The following is a 17062-nucleotide window of genomic DNA, read 5'->3' as shown; positions in this document are numbered from 1 at the left end:
GCAGGGGTGGATTGGCTCTCAGCTCGGTCAACTCAGAGAAATACGTATTGCAGCGGCGGTGGCCAGCGGCGCCAGCACAAGCGCGACCAGCAGGCCAGCGCCCAGCATCAGCAGCGCACCGACCGGATCCTGCCCGCGCCCGGCTGCCGCCAGGCTGCCTGCGCCGAACACCAGCACCGGCACGTACAGCGGCAACGACAGCAACGCCACGAGAATACCAGAGCGCCGGATGCCAACGGTCAGTGCAGCGACCACGCCACCGATCAGGCTCAGCAACGGCGTTCCCAGCAGCAACGATGCCAGCAACATCGGCAGCTGGTCATGCGGCAGATGCAGCATTTCGGCCAGCAGCGGGCTGACCACGATCAGCGGCAGTGCCGTGGTGGCCCAGTGCAGCAGCACGCGCACCAGTACCAGCCAGGCCAGCGGCACCGGCGCCAGCAGCCACTGTTCCAGCGAGCCATCTTCGGCGTCGGAACGGAACAGCGAATCCAGCGACAGCTGTCCCGCCAGCAGCACGGCCAGCCACAGCACGGCGCCGGCGGTGGCGGCCAGAAGTTGCGGCTCACGACCCTGGGCCAGCGCGAACAGCACCACCACCAGCACCGCGAACAGCAGCGGCTGCAGCGCGTCGCCGCGGCGGCGCCAGAGCAGGCGCAGGTCGCGCTTGAGCAGGGCGCCTGCGGTCTGCCACAGGCCCGGTTCGGTACCCGGCGCGATCATGCGGCACCGCCGAGATCGAGCTGGCGGGTACGCACCGGTGGTGCGGCATAGGCGCCGTGGGTGGTGACCAGCGCAGCGCCACCGGCGCGCAGGTGCGCCGAAATCATCCGGTTGACCAGGGTGATGCCCTCCAGGTCGAGGTTGGCGTAGGGTTCGTCGAGCAGCCACAGTGGCGCCGGCGACAGCCAGATGCGCGCCAGTGCCAGCCGCCGCTTCTGCCCGGCCGACAGGTGGCGTACCAGAGTGTCCTCGTAACCGGCCAGGCCGACGATGGCCAGCGCGTTGCCGGGCATCTGCCGCGCACGGCGGCCGTGCAGGCCACACAGGAAGTGCAGGTTCTCCAGCGTGCCGAGGTCCGGCTTCAGCGCCGGCAGGTGGCTGAGATAGGCGACATAGCGCGCACGCTCGGCGTTGCTGGCCGGCTTGCCGTCGATCCGCACCTGGCCGGCGCCGGGCCGGGCCAGGCCGGCCAGCACGCGCAGCAGAGTGGTCTTGCCGGCGCCGTTGCCACCCTGCACCAGCAGGGCTTCACCCGCGTCCACATGGAAGTCCAGCGGGCCGAACACCGGCTCGTCATTGCGGGAGAAGCTCAGGCCGCTGGCGGCCAGCAATGCAGGGGTGTTCAAGGGGCAGGGGTCTTCATGCCGGAGTGCGGTGGCAATTGTAGCGGTGAATTCACAGGGTAGTGCCGGCCGCTGGCCGGCAATTTCGCCATCTGCCAGCCGAGGTTGCCGGCCAGCGGCCGGCACTACCGACGCGCGGATTGCGTAAACTCGGAGGCCTTGTTCCCCACAGTCCAGGCCGATGCAACCCACCACCAAGCTGCCCAAGGTCGGTACCACGATCTTCACCGTGATGTCCCAGCTCGCCGCCGAACACGGCGCGGTCAACCTGGGCCAGGGTTTCCCGGACTTTTCCGCGCCGCAGCGCCTGATCGATGAGACGGCCAAGGCGATGGCCGCCGGGCTGAACCAGTACCCGCCGATGACCGGCGTGGCGCCGCTGCGCCAGGCCATCGCCCAGAAGGCGCTGGACTGCTACGGCGCGCAGGTGGATGCGGACAGCGAGATCACCGTCACCAGTGGCGGTACCGAGGCCATCTTCAACGCCATCCACGCCGTGGTGCGTGCCGGCGAAGAAGTGATCGTGCTCGACCCGGCCTATGACTGCTATGAACCGGCGATCGATCTGGCCGGTGCCAAGGCCGTGCATGTGTCGCTGGATCCGCAGACCTTCGCCGTCGACTGGGACCGCGTGCGTGCGGCGATCACCCCGCGCACACGCATGCTGATCGTCAACACCCCGCACAACCCGTCCGGCGCGATGCTGTCGGCGCAGGACATGCAGGCGCTGGCCGAGCTGCTGCGCGGCACGCAGATCTACCTGATCTCCGATGAGGTGTATGAGCACATCATCTATGACGGCCGCCGCCATGAATCGGCGCTGCGCTACCCGGAACTGCGCGAGCGCGCGTTCGTGATCTCCAGCTTCGGCAAGACCTACCACTGCACCGGCTGGAAGATCGGCTATGCGATCGCCCCGCCGGCGCTGACCGCCGAGTTCCGCAAGGTGCACCAGTACAACACCTTCACCAGCTTCGGCCCGGCGCAGTACGGTTTCGCCGCGATGATCCGCGATGAGCCGGAACACCACCTGGAACTGGGCGCGTTCTACCAGGCCAAGCGCGACCGTTTCCGCGAGCAGCTGGCCAGCACCCGCCTGAAGGCGCTGCCGGTGCCGGGCGGCTACTTCCAGCTGGTCGACTACTCGGCCATCAGCGACCTGCCGGACCATGAGTTCGTGAAGTGGCTGACCATCGAGAAGGGCGTGACCGCCATCCCGCTGTCGCCGTTCTACGAGACTCCTCCGGCCGGCCAGCGCCTGGTGCGCCTGTGCTTCGCCAAGAACGAAGCGACCATGGACGCGGCGATCGAACGCCTGCGCCTGCTGTGAGCGGAGGCGTGGACATGCAGGATCTGCGTATTTCCCTCGTCCAGGGCGACACCCGCTGGCACGACCCGGCCGGCAACCGCGCTTACTACGGCGCGCTGCTGGCACCGCTGGCCGGCACCACCGACCTGGTGATCCTGCCGGAGACCTTCACCAGTGGTTTCTCCAACGAGGCCATTGCCCAGGCCGAAGGCATGGACGGCCCGACCGTGGCCTGGGTGCGCGAGCAGGCCAGGGCCTTGAACGCGGCGGTGATCGGCAGCGTGCAGCTGCGTGATGGCGAAGGCGTCTACAACCGCCTGCTGTTCGCCACGCCCGATGGCACGCTGGAGTACTACGACAAGCGCCACCTGTTCCGTTACGGCGGCGAGCACGAGCGTTATGCCGCCGGCCGCGAGCGCCTGAGCGTGGAATGGAAGGGCTGGCGGATCAATCCGCAGGTCTGCTACGACCTGCGCTTCCCGGTGTTCTGCCGCAACCGCTACAACGTCGAGCGTCCGCAGCAGCTGGACTTCGATCTGCAGATCTTCGTGGCCAACTGGCCGTCGGCGCGCGCCTATGCGTGGAAGACCCTGCTGCGCGCGCGCGCGATCGAGAACCTGTGCTTCGTGGCGGCGGTGAACCGCGTCGGCGTGGACGGCAACCAGCTGCACTACGCCGGCGACAGCGCGGTGATCGACTTCCTCGGCCAGCCGCAGGTGGAGATCCGCGAACGCGAACAGGTGGTGACCACCACCATCTCGGCCGATGCCTTGGCCGCGCATCGCGCGCGCTTCCCGGCGATGCTCGATGCCGATGCCTTCCACCTGGATGAACAGGCCTGAGCCACGGCCTGAACACCGCCGCACCAGCGCGCGCGCCTGCATCCAACGTGCACGCGCGCACTGCTAGATTCGCCGTCAGTCCGACCGAACTGGAAGTCCTGCCATGAACAAGCCTTTCGCCGTGCTGCTGGCCCTGTCTGCTGCAACGCTGGCCCCGGCTGCGCACGCTGCCGGCAATCTCGATTGCCAGCTGCGCTACAACCTGTCCGGCTGGTCGCTGATCTACAAGACCGCCTCCGGCAACGGCACCGTCACCTGCAGCAATGGCGCCAGCATGCCGGTACGTATCGAAGTGAAGGGCGGCGGCCTGACCGTGGGCAAGTCGAAGATCACCAATGGGCGTGGCAGCTTCACCGGTGCGGTCAGCGTCAACGAACTGCTGGGTACCTACGCCTCGGTGGGTGCGCATGCGGGTGCGGTGAAGTCCAGCAACGCGCAGGTGATGACCAAGGGTGACATCTCGCTGGCCCTGTCCGGTACCGGCAAGGGCTGGGACCTGGGCGTGGACGGCGCCGCCTTCACCATCAGCCGGCGCTGAGGCGCGTCGGCTCGGCAGTTCCCCAGCTGATGCGGATGTAGTGCTGTTCGGAGTCGCTCAACAGCCGTTCGACAACGAAACCATTTTTCAGCAATTGTGCGACCGCGTCTTCGACGAGCTGCTCGCTGGCCATTACCTGGCTGAAGCCGAACACGATGTAGCGACGGCCATTTTCCGAGCCGGCCTGGATGGCGTTGTCGAGGTCGCGGTAGAACAACTCGATCGGGCGCTTGGCGGCGTCAGCATTGGCGCGGGCCTGTTCGGCGGTGATGGTGATCATGGGCATCTGCCTTGGGTGGGGCAGCGCGCACGATAGCCAGCGAATCAAAGCCGTTCCCGGAAGCCGCGCACAGTGCGCTCCATTTGCAGCCATTCCTAGGTTGCAGCGGGACGCCGTCGCTGCAGCCACAAGGCCAGCAGGCCACACACGATAACGGTCGGTGCCAGCAGCTGCACTGCACCAACCAACGCCATTGCCGCACCGATCAACAGGTAGTAGAGCAGGCCGAACAGCGCGCCTGCGCTGCCGAGACAGTGTGGATAGCCGCGCAGGGCCTGGCCGAGCACATTGGGAATGGCCAAGCCGAAGCCCGTCACCCCCGGCACCATCGCCGCGACCAGGGCAGGGTGATCATGCAGCAGCGCAGCCAGCAGGCCTCCCGTCAGAACCAGGCCTGCGGCGATGCGGATGCGCGTGGCCGCGGCAACGCCGGCACGCAGCAGGCGGCCATTGCCCCACGCGCCCAGTGCCGAGCCCAGTGCCAGCACCGCGCCGCTTGCACCGAACCAAGCCAGCGGCCAATGCAGTCGTTCAAACACGAACGGACCCAGCGCGTACCAGCTGTACATGGCCACGTTGAACGCCGTCACCAGCAGCGCCTGTGACCAGATCCAGCGATCGCGCAGCAGTTGCCGCAGCAGCGGCAGCATGGGTGTGTGCGCGACTTCGGCAGGGCGGCTCTCGTGCAGGCCGGATGTGCATCCGAGCATCAGCAGGATGACCATCAGCAGGAGGCCGGCCTGCACACCGGCATAGCCATGGCGGCCCACCAGCAGCGTGCCCAGTGCAAGGCCGATGGCCGGACTCAGGGCCAGGGCCATGCCGATCCAGGAGAATGCCTGCGCCAACGCCGGCCCCTGCAGATGGTCGCGCAGCACGGTCTGGGTGACCACCGAAGCGGCCGCGGCGCCGACCGCGGCCAGCGCTTGGGCCAGCAACACCGGGCCGAAGCTGCCAGCCAGCAGGCCGCCCAGTGCAGCCACGGCAAAGACGCCGAGGCCACAGAGAATGGCCGGGCGACGACCGATACGATCGGCCAGGCGCCCCCACAGCAGCACGCCTGCAGCGAAGCCGAACAGATACAGGCTCATGGCCTGGCTTGCGGTACCCGGCGGCAGGGCGAAGCGTTTGCCCAGATCGGCCAGGGCCGGGCTGTACAGGGTCTGCGCCAGCTGGGGAAACATCAGCAGCGCGATGGTGAGCAACAACAGGCGACGCGACATGCGGGCGCTCCACGAACAGGGCCGCGCATTGTGGTCGCGCCTGCAATGGCGCACTCTCTCCATCCTGTCATTGGATATATGAAATCGGACATGGCCTGGTTGCAGCCGGACGCGCCCTTCGACGCTGATGCCTGGAGCGCTCCGGTGCTGGGGATCGCGGCGTCACTGGCGGATCACGATTCGGGTTGGCACCAGCATGCACGCGCGCAGCTGCTCTACACCCGGCAGGGCTGTACGCGCCTGACCTACGGTGATCGCATCAGCCTGCTGCCGCCTGCGCGCGCGGCGTGGATTCCGGGCGGGCTGCGCCATCGCGCGCAGATGCGCCAGGCGGTCGACTACCGTTCGTTGTACTTCGACGCCACCCTGTCGGCCCAGCTGCCCCGGCAACCGGCGATCATCGGCGTAGGTCCGCTGCTGCAGGCCTTGCTGGAGCCGATCGCGCAGGCACCGTTCGACCATGACTGGCAATTGCCGCGCGCGCACCATCAACTGGCGTTGTGCGTGCTGGAAATCGCCGCTGCACCGGTGGCGCCGATGGACCTGCCTTTGCCGCGTGATCCACGCATTGCACGTTGCCTGCCGCTGGCCGAACAGCTGCCGCCCGAACTGGGCGAGCTGGCCGAGCGCGCGGGTCTGAGCGTGCGCACCATTGGCCGGCTGATGCAACGTGATACCGGCATGGGCTATCAGGCTTGGCGCCAGCAATGGCGCCTGATGAGGGCCATGGAGCTGTTGCTGCTCGGGCATCGCGTCGCGCATGTGGCGCAGGACACTGGCTTTTCCGCCGAGAGCCCGTTCATCGCCTTCTTCCGCAGCATGGCCGGCACCACGCCCGCCGCTTTCCAGCGCCACGCAAAAGGGGACGGAGGGGATTAAGTCGTTTTCGCCCCTTCGACACATGGCGTGGCGAAAACGACTTAATCCCCTCCGTCCCCTTTTTAAAGAAAAACCCCGGCCTGGGCCGGGGTTTCTCATTTCAGCGTGGCCTGTGATCAGCCGCCGCGTGGGCCGCTACGGCGCGGGCCGCCCGGGCCGCGGTTGCCGCCGGGACCACGGTTGCCACCCGGACCGCCGGGGCCGCGGTTACCTCCGGGGCCACGGTTGCCACCGCCCGGGCCGCGACCGCCCGGACGGGCGCCGTGTGCCGGCTTCGGGCTGCCATACGGGTTGAAACCCGGGGTTGCATGGTCGGACGGGAAGCTCGGAGCGTTGCCCGGATGACCGTACGGGTGCTTGTTGCCCTGGCCCTGCGAGCGGTTGCCGGCACCGGCCGGACGACCCTGGCCGCCTGCGCCGCCACGGCCTTCACCACCGAAACCGCCACGGCCCTGGCCGCCGGCGGCACCCGGGCCCTTCGGCTTGCCGTACGGACGGCCCTGGCCGCCCGCGCCCGGTCCACGGGCACCCGGGCCACGTGCGCCCGGGCCGGCATTGCGGTGCCCGCTCGGGCCAGTGCTCACGCCATCGGGCACGTACCAGGTGCGGAACGCGGCCGGATTGCCTTCCGGCAGCGAACGGTCATTCTTCGGCGCGCGCTGCTTGAACGGCTTCTGCGACTGCTTGGCTGCTGCTTCACCGCTGACCGTCAGGCCGCCCTTGAAGCCGCCACCCTTGCCGCCGCGACCACGGCCGCGGTCTTCGCGGACGTTGTCGAAACGGCGCAGCTCGCGACCTTCGTCAGCGGTGTTGTGGCCATTGACGTAGGCATTGCCGCGGCCACCTTCGCGCACGCGCACGGTGGTCTTTGCGGCGCGGCGCTGGCCGATCACCGGCTGCAGCGTCAATGCCGACGGAGCGCCTTCTTCCAGCTTCAGCTGCGCACGCAGCGCTTCCACCTGAGCGGTGCCCAGTTCCACCGAATGGCCACGGGCCAGTTCGCGCGGCAGGCTCACCTTGCCATAGCGGGTGCGCTTCAGGCGGCTGACCTGGCAGCCCTGCGATTCCCACAGGCGGCGCACTTCGCGGTTGCGGCCTTCCTTCACCACGACGCGGAACCAGTCGTGAGAATCGGTGCCGCCGATGCGTTCGATCTCATCAAACTTGGCCGGACCGTCTTCCAGTGCGACGCCACGGCTGAGGCGGTCGACGATGGCGTCGGAGACCTTTTCCTCGCCTTCCGGTGCACGCACGCGCACCACGTACTCGCGCTCGACCTCGAACGACGGGTGCATCATGGCGTTGGCCAGCTCACCGTCGGTGGTGGCCAGCAGCAGGCCGGTGGTGTTGATGTCCAGGCGGCCGATGGCGATCCAGCGCGCGCCCTTCAGCGGCGGCAGCGACTCGAACACGGTCGGGCGGCCTTCGGGATCTTCGCGGGTGGTCACCTGGCCTTCCGGCTTGTTGTAGACCAGCACGCGCGACGGCTCGGCCAGGGCAGTGGCGACGAAGCCACGGCCATCCAGTTCGATCCTGTCGCCGCTCTTGACCGACATGCCGGTCTGCGCGACTTCACCGTTGACCTTGACCAGGCCTTCGGCGATGCGCTGTTCCAGCGCGCGGCGCGAGCCGAGGCCGGCCTGGGCCAGCACCTTGTGCAGGCGCTCTTCCAGCTTGAACTGTTCGGAGGTGGCTTCGCGCTTCAGCGAGAGCTTGTTACGGGGGGTGTCACTCATCAGTTTTGCTCCGGCCGACGGTTTCGAGGTCGGCCTCTGGTTCGGAATCGGCTTGGTCAACAGCCACGGTCGTCATCGCGACGGCGTTGTCTTCGCGTTCGTTCACTGGCACCGCGCGCTCGCCCGGCGCGGAATCGGGGTGCCCATCATCGAGGGGCGAAGGTGCTTGCTCATCGGAGGCCGATGCAGGGGCTGCATTGGCGGAATCGGGGGTGTCACTGCCGGCCAGGCCGGCGTCATCGTTCGCGGCAACGCCATCGGCGCCGGCCGAGATGTCCGGACCCTCGGCACCGGCCACGGCCGGTGCATCACGGTCCAGGGCCAGCTGCGGTTCCAGCTCACCCAGGTCCTTCAGTTCCGACAGCGGCGGCAGTTCGTCCAGCCGCTTCAGCCCGAAGTAGTCCAGGAAGCCCTTGGTGGTGCCGAACAGCGCCGGCTTGCCGGGCACGTCGCGGTGGCCGACCACGCGGATCCATTCGCGTTCTTCCAGCGCCTGGATGATGTTGCTGCTGACCGCCACGCCGCGCACTTGCTCGATCTCGCCGCGGGTGATCGGCTGCCGGTAGGCGATCAGCGCCAGGGTTTCCAGGGTGGCGCGGGTGTAGCGGGTCTTGCGTTCGGTCCACAGCCGGCTGATCCAGCCATGTACTTCGCCGGTGACCTGGTAGCGGAAGCCGGAGGCGACCTCGACCAGTTCCACGCCACGACCTTCGCAGGCCTCGCGCAGGCGCTCCAGCGCACGTTCGATGCTGCCCGGCGGTGCCGGTTCCTCTTCCGGAAACAGGTCCTTCAGCTGGGCCAGGGTGAGTGGCTGGCTGGAGGCCAGCAGGGCACCCTCGACAATGCGGTCGATCAGCGATTGATCCATCGGCAGTCAGCGCTCACTCGTTGGCATTGGCGGCGTCGTTGTCGTCGAACTCGCTGCTGAACTGCAGCGGCGCGTTGGTGTTTCCAGCGGCCAGCGACTTCACGTAGATCGGCGCCAGCGGTTCTTCCTGGACGATGTCCAGCAACTGTTCCTTGGCCAGTTCCAGCACCGCCAGGAACGTGACCAGCACGCCCAGCTTGCCTTCTTCGGCGGTGAACAGCCCTTCAAAACGATAGAACTTGCCGTCTTCCAGGCGTCCCAGTACTTCGCCCATGCGTTGCCGCACGCTCAGTGCTTCGCGCTTGATGGCGTGGCCGCTGAACAGCTCGGCGCGCTTGAGCACGTCGTGCAGGGCCAGCAGCATTTCCTTCAGGTCCACCGGCGGCGGCAGCTTCACCGTGGCGCGCTCGGGCATGAAGGCATGCGCCACCGTCGTGTCGCGGTCCTGGCGGGGCAGGGCGTCGATGTCCTCGGCGGCCTGCTTGAAACGTTCGTACTCCTGCAGCCGGCGCACCAGCTCGGCGCGCGGGTCGGCCTCATCGCCTTCCTCGCTGACCGGGCGCGGCAGCAGCATCCGCGACTTCACCTCGGCCAGGATCGCGGCCATCACCAGGTACTCGGCCGCCAGCTCGAAGCGCAGCTCGCGCATCACGGTGATGTATTCCACGTACTGCCGGGTGATTTCGGCCACGGGAATGTCCAGCACATCCAGGTTCTGGCGGCGGATCAGGTACAGCAGCAGGTCCAGCGGGCCTTCGAAGGCGTCCAGGATGACTTCCAGCGCGTCCGGCGGGATGTACAGGTCCTGCGGGATCTGCAGGACCGGTTGCCCATGCACCACGGCCAGCGGCATTTCCTGCTGCTGGGGGGCGGGCGGCCGGGTTGGCGGGTTCGCGTCGAGCGCGAGTTCGGAAGTCATCTAATGGACATCAGGATTGCAACGGACCAGTCGCGGCACCGGGTTCGCCGGGCCAACGCCACGGAGCCCCAGGGCACCAGACACGCCGGGATCGGCGCGATTCCACACATATCAAACAGCAGGACGCGCCGCAGTAAACGGCAGCGACAGAACTACGGGGAGGTCGTCTACGTGGCCCGGCCAAGTGGTCCGGTTTGAAGCAGCGGATCTGTCGTCGGGGGCTGCGTGGCTGCAGAATCCGACGGGCTGCTGCATCCAGCCACGTGCAATGGAGTCTAGGGTAAGCCTTTGCTGCGCCAGTGTCCAGCCGGACCGGGGCAGGGGCTGCATTGGCTAGAATCGGCGGACCCGACAACGCGAGCGAGGAAATGCCGGTGTGGTATGTGATCGAAGGGTATGACGGCCAGGATGTGCTGGCGCAGCGGCTGCAGGCGCGGCCGGAGCATCTGGCGCGGCTGCATGCGCTGCGCGACGCGGGACGCCTGCTGCTGGCCGGGCCGTGCCCGGCGGTGGACAGTGAAGACCCGGGCCCGGCCGGTTTCAGCGGTTCGGTGGTGATCGCGCAGTTCGAGTCGCTGCCGCAGGCCCAGGCCTGGGCCGATGCCGACCCGTACGTGGCTGCAGGCGTCTACACCCGCGTGCAGGTCCGCCCGTTCCGCAAGGTGCTGCCGTGAACGCGGAACGGATCGAGCGGATCCGTGATGCGCTGCAGCAGGCGCTGGCGCCGAGCGTGCTGGAGATCGAGGACGACAGCCATCGTCACGCCGGCCATGCCGGTGCGCGCGACGGGCGCGGCCATTTCAACGTGCATGTGGTCAGTGAGCGCTTCGCCGGGCTGGGGCCGCTTGCCCGGCACCGCGCGGTCTATGCCGCGCTGGGGTCGATGATGGAGACCGATATCCACGCGTTGTCCATCCGCGCGCAGACCCCGTCAGAACAGGGCTGAGCCCTTGTCCCACGCTGTCCTGGCGGGTCCTTCATGGCCTCGCTACGGACAGGTTTTCATGTCCATTTCGGGACATTCGCCTAACGGACTGTTTACAAGCCTGGATGGAAACGCTTACATTCCGCGCCAATGCTGGTAGGTCCAAGCCGTGGAGGGCGGCTTCGTGAACAAGGCAGCTATCACAATCAAAGACGTCGCACGCGAAGCCCGGGTCTCCGTGGCCACGGTTTCCCGCGCGCTCAACGGGCATGAAAATGTCGCCGAACCGGTCCGCCAGCTTGTGCTGGAGGTGGCCGCACGGCTGCGTTACACCCCGCACGCCGCCGCCCGCAGCCTGAGCAGCCGCCGCACCAATACGGTGGGCGTGGTGCTGCCTGACCTGTACGGCGAATTCTTCTCCGAGCTGATGCGCGGCATTGACGGCGTGGCCCGCAACCGCCGCCAGCACCTGCTGGTGTCCAGCTACCACGGTGACCAGGAACAGCAGGGCGCCGCCCTGCGTGCCATGCGCGGCCGCGTCGACGGCCTGCTGGTGCTTTCGCCCTATGCCGAGAGCCCGGGCTTCCTGACCGACAACCTGCCGCAGTCGTTGCCGACGGTGTTGATCAACACCTATCTGCCCGGCCAGGATCACCCGGTGCTGAGCATCGACGACCACGCCGGCGCAATGGCGATGACCCGCCACCTGCTGGATGCCGGCCACCGCCGCATTGCCTTCATTTCTGGTCCGGACCTCAACTTCGACGCGCGCGAGCGCCTGCGCGGCTTCCGTGACGCGCTGGCGGCTTCTGGCGGTGGCGCCGAAGGCATCGAGTTGCCCGGTGATTTCGACGAAGCTTCCGGCCATCGTGCCGGTCAGGAGTTGCTGGCAGCCGGAGCGCTGCCCGATGCCGTATTCGCCGCCAACGACATGATGGCCCTGGGCTGCCTGTATGCGTTCACGCAGGCAGGGGTCCGTGTGCCGGCCGATGTGGCCCTGGCGGGTTTCGATGACATTCCACTGGCGCGTTTCGTCCACCCGTCGCTGACCACCATGCAGGTCAGCATCGCCGAGCTCGGCGACCGGGCCATGACGCGTCTGATGCAGTTGATGGACGGCACCTCCACGGATGGGGCAGGGGACAAGCAGACCCTGGTTCCCCGCTTGATTGTTCGCGATTCCACCACTCCGCCATCCGGCCGTTGAAGCCAGAGGCGTTTCTTCTTTTTTTTGACTGATCGCAGGGACCGCGCAAGCGGTTACCGCCACCCGGAGATTGAGTTGATGATGCATACCACCTTCCGCATGCCGGCGCGCCGGCTGCTGAGCACCGCTCTGGTCAGCTGCCTGATGCTGGCTGCCGCCCCGAACGTCATGGCGCAGTCGGCCAACGCCAGCCTGCGCGGCCAGGTTGCCGGTGCCCAGGCCGGCACCGAAGTGACCGCCACCAACGTGGCCACCGGTACCGTCCGCCGTGGCACCATCCGCGCCGACGGCAGCTACTCGCTGATGGGCCTGGATCCGGGCACGTACAACGTGGTCGCCAACGGCCAGACCCAGAAGGTCACCGTCACCGTGGCTTCGACCGCGACGCTGAACTTCGCTGGCGCAGCCAGCAGCACCCCGGGCTCGACCGCGGCCACCAACCTGGACACCGTCAACGTTGTTGCGCCGACCCTGCTGCAGGAAGTGCGCACCTCCGAAGTTGGCAAGACCGTCAGCCTGCAGCAGATCCAGACCACCCCGCAGGTGTCGCGCAACTTCCTGGAGTTCGCCGACGCGGTGCCGGGCCTGATCTTCACCCGCGATGCCAAGGGCAACACCTCGCTGCGCGGCGGCGCCACCAATGCAGATGGCACCAACGTCTACATCGACGGCGTCGGCCAGAAGAGCTACGTCAAGGGCGGCGGCGTGGCCGGCCAGTCCGGCAGCGCCGGTAACCCGTTCCCGCAGCTGGCCATCGGCGAATACAAGGTCATCAGCGGCAACTACAAGGCCGAGTATGGCCAGGTGTCGAGCGCCGCAGTGACGGCTGCGACCAAGTCCGGTACCAATGAGTTCAAGGGTGAGGCGTTCTACCGCTACACCGATGAAGACATGCGTGCCAAGACCCCGGCCGAGCGGCAGGGCGGCAAGGAGAAGATGGTCTCGGCCGAGAAGGAATACGGCTTCGCCCTGGGCGGCCCGATCATCCAGGACAAGGCGCACTTCTTCGTGACCTACGAAGCCAAGCGCTTCGACCTGCCGGTCACCATCGCGCCGGATGGCGCGGTCACCGGCGCTGCCGGCCTGCTGCCGCCCGCCGGTGCCGCCGGCCTCGGCCCGGCCAGCCAGCCGTTCCAGCAGGATCTGATCTTCGGCAAGATCGACTTCGAGCCGACCGACAACGACCGCATCGAGCTGACCTTCCAGGACCGCGACGAAACCCAGTCGCAGTTCAGTGGCCAGACCTCGCCGGAAGCCGGCCGTGAAGTGGTCAACACCGACCGTCGTTATGCCCTGCGCTGGAACCACAGTGGTGAGCGCTACTACAACGAGTTGATGGTCACCCACGAAGACTCGTTCAACAACCCGACCCCGCTGACGCTGGCCAACGGCATCACCTACACCGCACCGGACGGCCCCGAAGACCGCACCATCGTGAAGATCGGTGGCGCCTCGGCACTGGATTCGCAGGTGAAGGGCCAGAAGGGCTGGTCGATCGAAGACAACCTGACCCTGGATGGCATCCAGTGGGCCGGTGACCACACCATCAAGATGGGCGTGAAGTACAAGGCGATCGATCTGTACGCATCCGATGCGGCGCAGATCAATCCGACCTTCACGTACTCGCTGGGCGATCCGGACTTCCCCGATTCCATTCCGTACAAGGCGCAGTTCGTCAAGCCGGTGACCGGCGTGACCGGCGTGTCCGGCGAAGTGCGTTCGAAGTCCAAGCAGTACGGCGTGTTCATCCAGGACGACTGGCAGGTCAACGATCACCTGCAGCTGAACATCGGCCTGCGCTGGGACTACGAAAAGACCCCGTCCTACCTGGACTTCGTGACCCCACAGCAGGTGGTCGACGCCATCTATTCGCAGGATCCGCGCGCCCCCGCTGGCCAGACCTATGCCGATTCGCTGGCACTGGGCGGCCTGGACATCAGCGACTACATCAGCAACGGCCACAACCGCAAGGCGTTCAAGGACGCCTGGCAGCCGCGCCTGGGCTTCTCGTATGACATCAACGCCGACGAGCAGCACGTGATCCACGGTGGTGCCGGCCGTTCCTACGACCGTGACCTGTTCGACAACCTGCAGCTGGAAACCACCAAGCTGGCCCTGCCGCAGCCGACCATCTACTTCCGCAACCCGGCCACCGGCGCCTGCATCAACGGCCAGGCCGCCTGCTATGACTGGAACCCGAACCTGCTCAACGGGATCGGCAACCTGCAGGCCCTGGTCGGCGCGACCAGCAATGCCGGCCTGGAAGTGGACCTGCTGAACAACAAGCTGAAGGCGCCGTACTCGGATCAGTTCAGCCTGGGTATGAGCAACCAGATCGGCGACTGGCTGACCGACGCCACCATTGCCCGTACCCTGAGTTACGACGGCTTCGCCTTCACCCTGGGCAACCGCTACCCGACCGGCCAGTTCTTCGATGATCCGCGCCTGTGTGGTGGCACCTCCCCGGGCCTGAGCCAGGCCTGGAGCTGCAACGTGCCGGGCTTCGGCAGCCTGATCATCGGCCAGCAGGGCATCAAGACCCGTGCCACCCAGGTCCTGTTGTCGGCACAGAAGCCGTTCACCAAGGAAAGCGGCTGGGGCACCTCGATCGCCTACACCTGGACCACCGCGCGCCATAACCGCGACATCAACGAGAAGTACGCCTTTGACCGCGGCCTGATCGGTGACTACCCGACCATCCGCTCCAACGGCGCACCGCGCCACCGCCTGGTGGTGACCGGTTCGTACGCGGGCTTCTGGGGCATCACCTTCGGCGGCAAGATCACCCTGGCAACCCCGACCGCCGTCAACGACTGGTACCCGGTGATGCAGGCCAGCGGCTACACCCTGCCGACCCCGCAGGCGGCCGTGCCCAACGCAACCGGCAAGTTCCTGGTGGGTGGCAAGATCTTCGGCTACCGTTCGGTTGACCTGCAGGCGACGAAGACGTTCAAGCTGGCGGGCAACACCGAGCTGTACGCCCGTCTGGACATCATCAACGTGTTCAACTTCGACAACTTCTCCACCTACAACTACGTCAAGACCAACGGCAAGCTGCAGGCCAGCTACAACGAGACCGGCGACATCATCGGCACTCCGCGCCAGGTGAAGGCCGAGGTGGGCTTCCGCTTCTAAGCGGCGCCGCCTGCTGCTGTATCCGATGCCGCCGGTCCGCCGGCGGCATCGATTGTGTGAGAACGGCAATGGCCGGCCCCGTGCCGGTCCATTGCCCACGCCGCTGCCGGGCAGGGGGCAGCGGCGTGGGCAATGATCGCGGTGTCAAACCACGTTTTTCGTGGTTTTTTAAGAGCGCATCTTGTAAACGATTTCAGATCATTGGACGGTATGCTTTCCCATCGATCAGACCACCGGAGGAACCGCGCCATGCAGGCACGCCATCTGTTGTCCGCCGCAATGCTGTGCTTGGCGGTGGCCGCCTGCCAGCCGGCCCAGCAGGAACCTGCCAAGCCGCGCCCGCCGGTGATCCTGATCGAGGCCGATGCACCGCCGCGGCCGATGAAGCCGGAGTTGCCGCCGCTGTTCGATGACATCGAGCGCCGCACCTTCCAGTTCTTCTGGGACACCACCAACGAGATCAATGGCCTGACCCCGGACCGCTATCCATCGCGGCCGTTCGCCAGCATCGCGTCGGTGGGTTTCGCGCTGACCGCCTATCCCATCGGTATCGAGAACGGCTGGGTCAGCCGCAACCAGGCGATCGACCGGACCCTGACCACGCTGAAGTTCTTCCGCGACGTGCCGATGGGCCCACAGCGCACCGGCAAGGCCGGCCACAAGGGCTTCTACTACCACTTCCTGGACATGCAGGAAGGCCGTCGCTACGACAGCTGGGTCGAACTTTCCTCCGTGGATACCGCACTGCTGATGATGGGCGTGCTGTTCGCGCAGTCGTACTACGACGGTGACGATCCGCGCGAGAAGGAAATCCGCCAGATTGCCGATACCTTGTACAAGAAGGTCGACTGGCCGTGGCTGCAGCAGCGTGCACCGCTGATCTCGATGGGCTGGTTCCCGGAGAGCGGCTTCATCGACCACGACTGGATGGGCTACAACGAGGCGATGATGGTCTACATCCTCGCCCTGGGCTCGCCCACGCACCCGGTCAGCCCGGACGCGTGGACAGTGTGGACGCGCACCTATGACAACGACTGGGGTGTCTACCAGGGCCAGGAATACCTGTCCTTCGGCCCGCTGTTCGGCCACCAGTACAGCCACGTCTGGATCGATTTCCGCGATATCCAGGACGCGTACATGCGCGAGCGCGGCAGCACCTATTTCCTCAACAGCCGCTCGGCCGCGCTGGCCCAGCGCGAGTACGCCATCGCCAACCCGATGCAGTGGAAGGACTATGGCGAGAACGTGTGGGGCCTGACCGCCAGCGATGGCCCGCAGAACACCACGCAGGAGTACCGCGGCGAACAGCGCCAGTTCCGCCACTACTCCTCGCGCGGCGCCGGCCTGCGCGAGAACTTCGATGACGGCACCATTGCCCCGACTGCGGCGATCGCCTCGGTGGTGTTCGCGCCCGAGCAGGTGATCCCGGCGACGCTGGAAATGCACAAGCGTTACGGCGACTACATCTATTCCAGCTACGGCTTCCTGGATTCGTTCAATCCCAGCTTCAACTACGACATCCCGATCAAGACCGGTCGCCTGGTGCCGGATCGCGGCTGGGTCGCCAGCGACTACATCGCCATCGACCAGGGGCCGATCCTGACCATGATCGCCAACTACCGCAACGACTTCGTCTGGGAAGTGATGAAGAAGAATCCGTACATCCGCAAGGGCCTGGAGCGGGCCGGATTCAGCGGCGGCTGGCTGGCGCCGGAAGGGTCGTTCCAGCCGCTGGAACTGCAGAAGGACGAAAAGGCCGCGGCAGCACGCGCGGTGGGTATCGCCGAATCACGCGCGGCTGCCGCGCAGGAACAGAAGAACAATGCCAACCGCACCACAGGCCAGGGCAAGTAAC

General features: G+C 66.7%; 16 protein-coding genes. 9 read left to right on the top strand and 7 right to left on the bottom strand.

Translation table 11 applies throughout. The features are described from left to right. Window positions 1-27: 27 nt before the first annotated feature. Together ccmB and ccmA are read right to left on the bottom strand one after the other, a co-directional pair. Entirely contained in the window at window positions 28-723 is a 696-nt protein-coding gene (gene ccmB / locus A7X97_RS10950; RefSeq protein WP_006456616.1) for a heme exporter protein CcmB, read from the bottom strand. After that, window positions 720-1289: a heme ABC exporter ATP-binding protein CcmA gene (ccmA, locus tag A7X97_RS10945; protein WP_414616775.1), complete on the bottom strand. Its 570-nt coding sequence runs from the start codon at window positions 1287-1289 to the stop codon at window positions 720-722. Before ccmA ends, ccmB begins: the two co-directional genes overlap by 4 nt. A 238-nt stretch (window positions 1290-1527) precedes the next feature. On the opposite strand from ccmA, the gene A7X97_RS10940 reads away from it, so the two are divergent. From A7X97_RS10940 to A7X97_RS10930, 3 genes are all read left to right on the top strand, one after another. Then, complete coding sequence (locus A7X97_RS10940; protein ID WP_072168376.1) at window positions 1528-2676, top strand: pyridoxal phosphate-dependent aminotransferase; 1149 nt, start codon at window positions 1528-1530, stop codon at window positions 2674-2676. A 14-nt stretch (window positions 2677-2690) separates the two neighbouring features. Continuing rightward, window positions 2691-3497: an amidohydrolase gene (locus A7X97_RS10935; RefSeq protein ID WP_061478015.1), complete on the top strand. Its 807-nt coding sequence runs from the start codon at window positions 2691-2693 to the stop codon at window positions 3495-3497. Between the two features lie 103 nt (window positions 3498-3600). Next, complete coding sequence (locus A7X97_RS10930) at window positions 3601-4035, top strand: hypothetical protein (RefSeq protein WP_061478014.1); 435 nt, start codon at window positions 3601-3603, stop codon at window positions 4033-4035. Here A7X97_RS10930 and A7X97_RS10925 read toward each other — a convergent pair. Beyond that, a complete protein-coding gene (locus A7X97_RS10925; protein ID WP_111007914.1) occupies window positions 4022-4315 on the bottom strand; it encodes a hypothetical protein in 294 nt (97 codons plus the stop codon). The two genes, A7X97_RS10930 and A7X97_RS10925, sit on opposite strands and share 14 nt — an antisense overlap. A gap of 95 nt (window positions 4316-4410) precedes the next feature. Next, window positions 4411-5538 (bottom strand): MFS transporter, encoded by a 1128-nt coding sequence (locus A7X97_RS10920; RefSeq protein WP_111007913.1) that lies wholly within the window; start codon window positions 5536-5538, stop codon window positions 4411-4413. 90 nt (window positions 5539-5628) lie between these two features. Here A7X97_RS10920 and A7X97_RS10915 point away from each other — a divergent pair, with 90 nt between their 5' ends. After that, window positions 5629-6417: an AraC family transcriptional regulator gene (locus A7X97_RS10915; RefSeq protein ID WP_088496669.1), complete on the top strand. Its 789-nt coding sequence runs from the start codon at window positions 5629-5631 to the stop codon at window positions 6415-6417. Between the two features lie 116 nt (window positions 6418-6533). Here A7X97_RS10915 and A7X97_RS10910 read toward each other — a convergent pair whose 3' ends face one another. The 3 genes from A7X97_RS10910 to A7X97_RS10900 are packed head-to-tail and all read right to left on the bottom strand — an operon-like array spanning window position 6534 to window position 9940. Next, window positions 6534-8153 (bottom strand): pseudouridine synthase, encoded by a 1620-nt coding sequence (locus tag A7X97_RS10910; protein ID WP_072168372.1) that lies wholly within the window; start codon window positions 8151-8153, stop codon window positions 6534-6536. After that, complete coding sequence (gene scpB, locus A7X97_RS10905) at window positions 8146-9021, bottom strand: SMC-Scp complex subunit ScpB (protein WP_072168371.1); 876 nt, start codon at window positions 9019-9021, stop codon at window positions 8146-8148. The genes A7X97_RS10910 and scpB overlap by 8 nt, the downstream gene beginning before the upstream one ends. 13 nt (window positions 9022-9034) lie before the next feature. Further along, window positions 9035-9940, bottom strand: coding sequence for a segregation and condensation protein A (locus A7X97_RS10900; protein ID WP_005417635.1), 906 nt, complete (start codon window positions 9938-9940; stop codon window positions 9035-9037). Window positions 9941-10314: 374 nt separating this feature from the next. On the opposite strand from A7X97_RS10900, the gene A7X97_RS10895 reads away from it, so the two are divergent. The 5 genes from A7X97_RS10895 to A7X97_RS10875 all read left to right on the top strand — a co-directional run bounded on the left by A7X97_RS10895 (window position 10315) and on the right by A7X97_RS10875 (window position 17061). After that, complete coding sequence (locus A7X97_RS10895) at window positions 10315-10614, top strand: YciI family protein (protein WP_005417634.1); 300 nt, start codon at window positions 10315-10317, stop codon at window positions 10612-10614. Beyond that, the gene (locus A7X97_RS10890; RefSeq protein WP_005417632.1) at window positions 10611-10886 is read left to right on the top strand and encodes a BolA family protein; all 276 of its coding nucleotides are present in this window, start codon (window positions 10611-10613) and stop codon (window positions 10884-10886) included. Before A7X97_RS10895 ends, A7X97_RS10890 begins: the two co-directional genes overlap by 4 nt. 148 nt (window positions 10887-11034) lie before the next feature. Then, window positions 11035-12072 (top strand): LacI family DNA-binding transcriptional regulator, encoded by a 1038-nt coding sequence (locus A7X97_RS10885; RefSeq protein ID WP_005417630.1) that lies wholly within the window; start codon window positions 11035-11037, stop codon window positions 12070-12072. 78 nt (window positions 12073-12150) lie between these two features. Next, entirely contained in the window at window positions 12151-15207 is a 3057-nt protein-coding gene (locus A7X97_RS10880) for a TonB-dependent receptor (protein WP_061478011.1), read from the top strand. Between the two features lie 249 nt (window positions 15208-15456). After that, window positions 15457-17061, top strand: a complete 1605-nt coding sequence (locus A7X97_RS10875) for a glucoamylase family protein (RefSeq protein WP_088496671.1) — start codon at window positions 15457-15459, stop codon at window positions 17059-17061. The last annotated feature ends 1 nt before the right edge of the window (window position 17062 follow it).

It is taken from the genome of Stenotrophomonas sepilia (assembly GCF_003244875.1).
GTDB lineage: Bacteria > Pseudomonadota > Gammaproteobacteria > Xanthomonadales > Xanthomonadaceae > Stenotrophomonas > Stenotrophomonas sepilia.
This window is presented reverse-complemented; position numbering and strand designations above follow the sequence as displayed.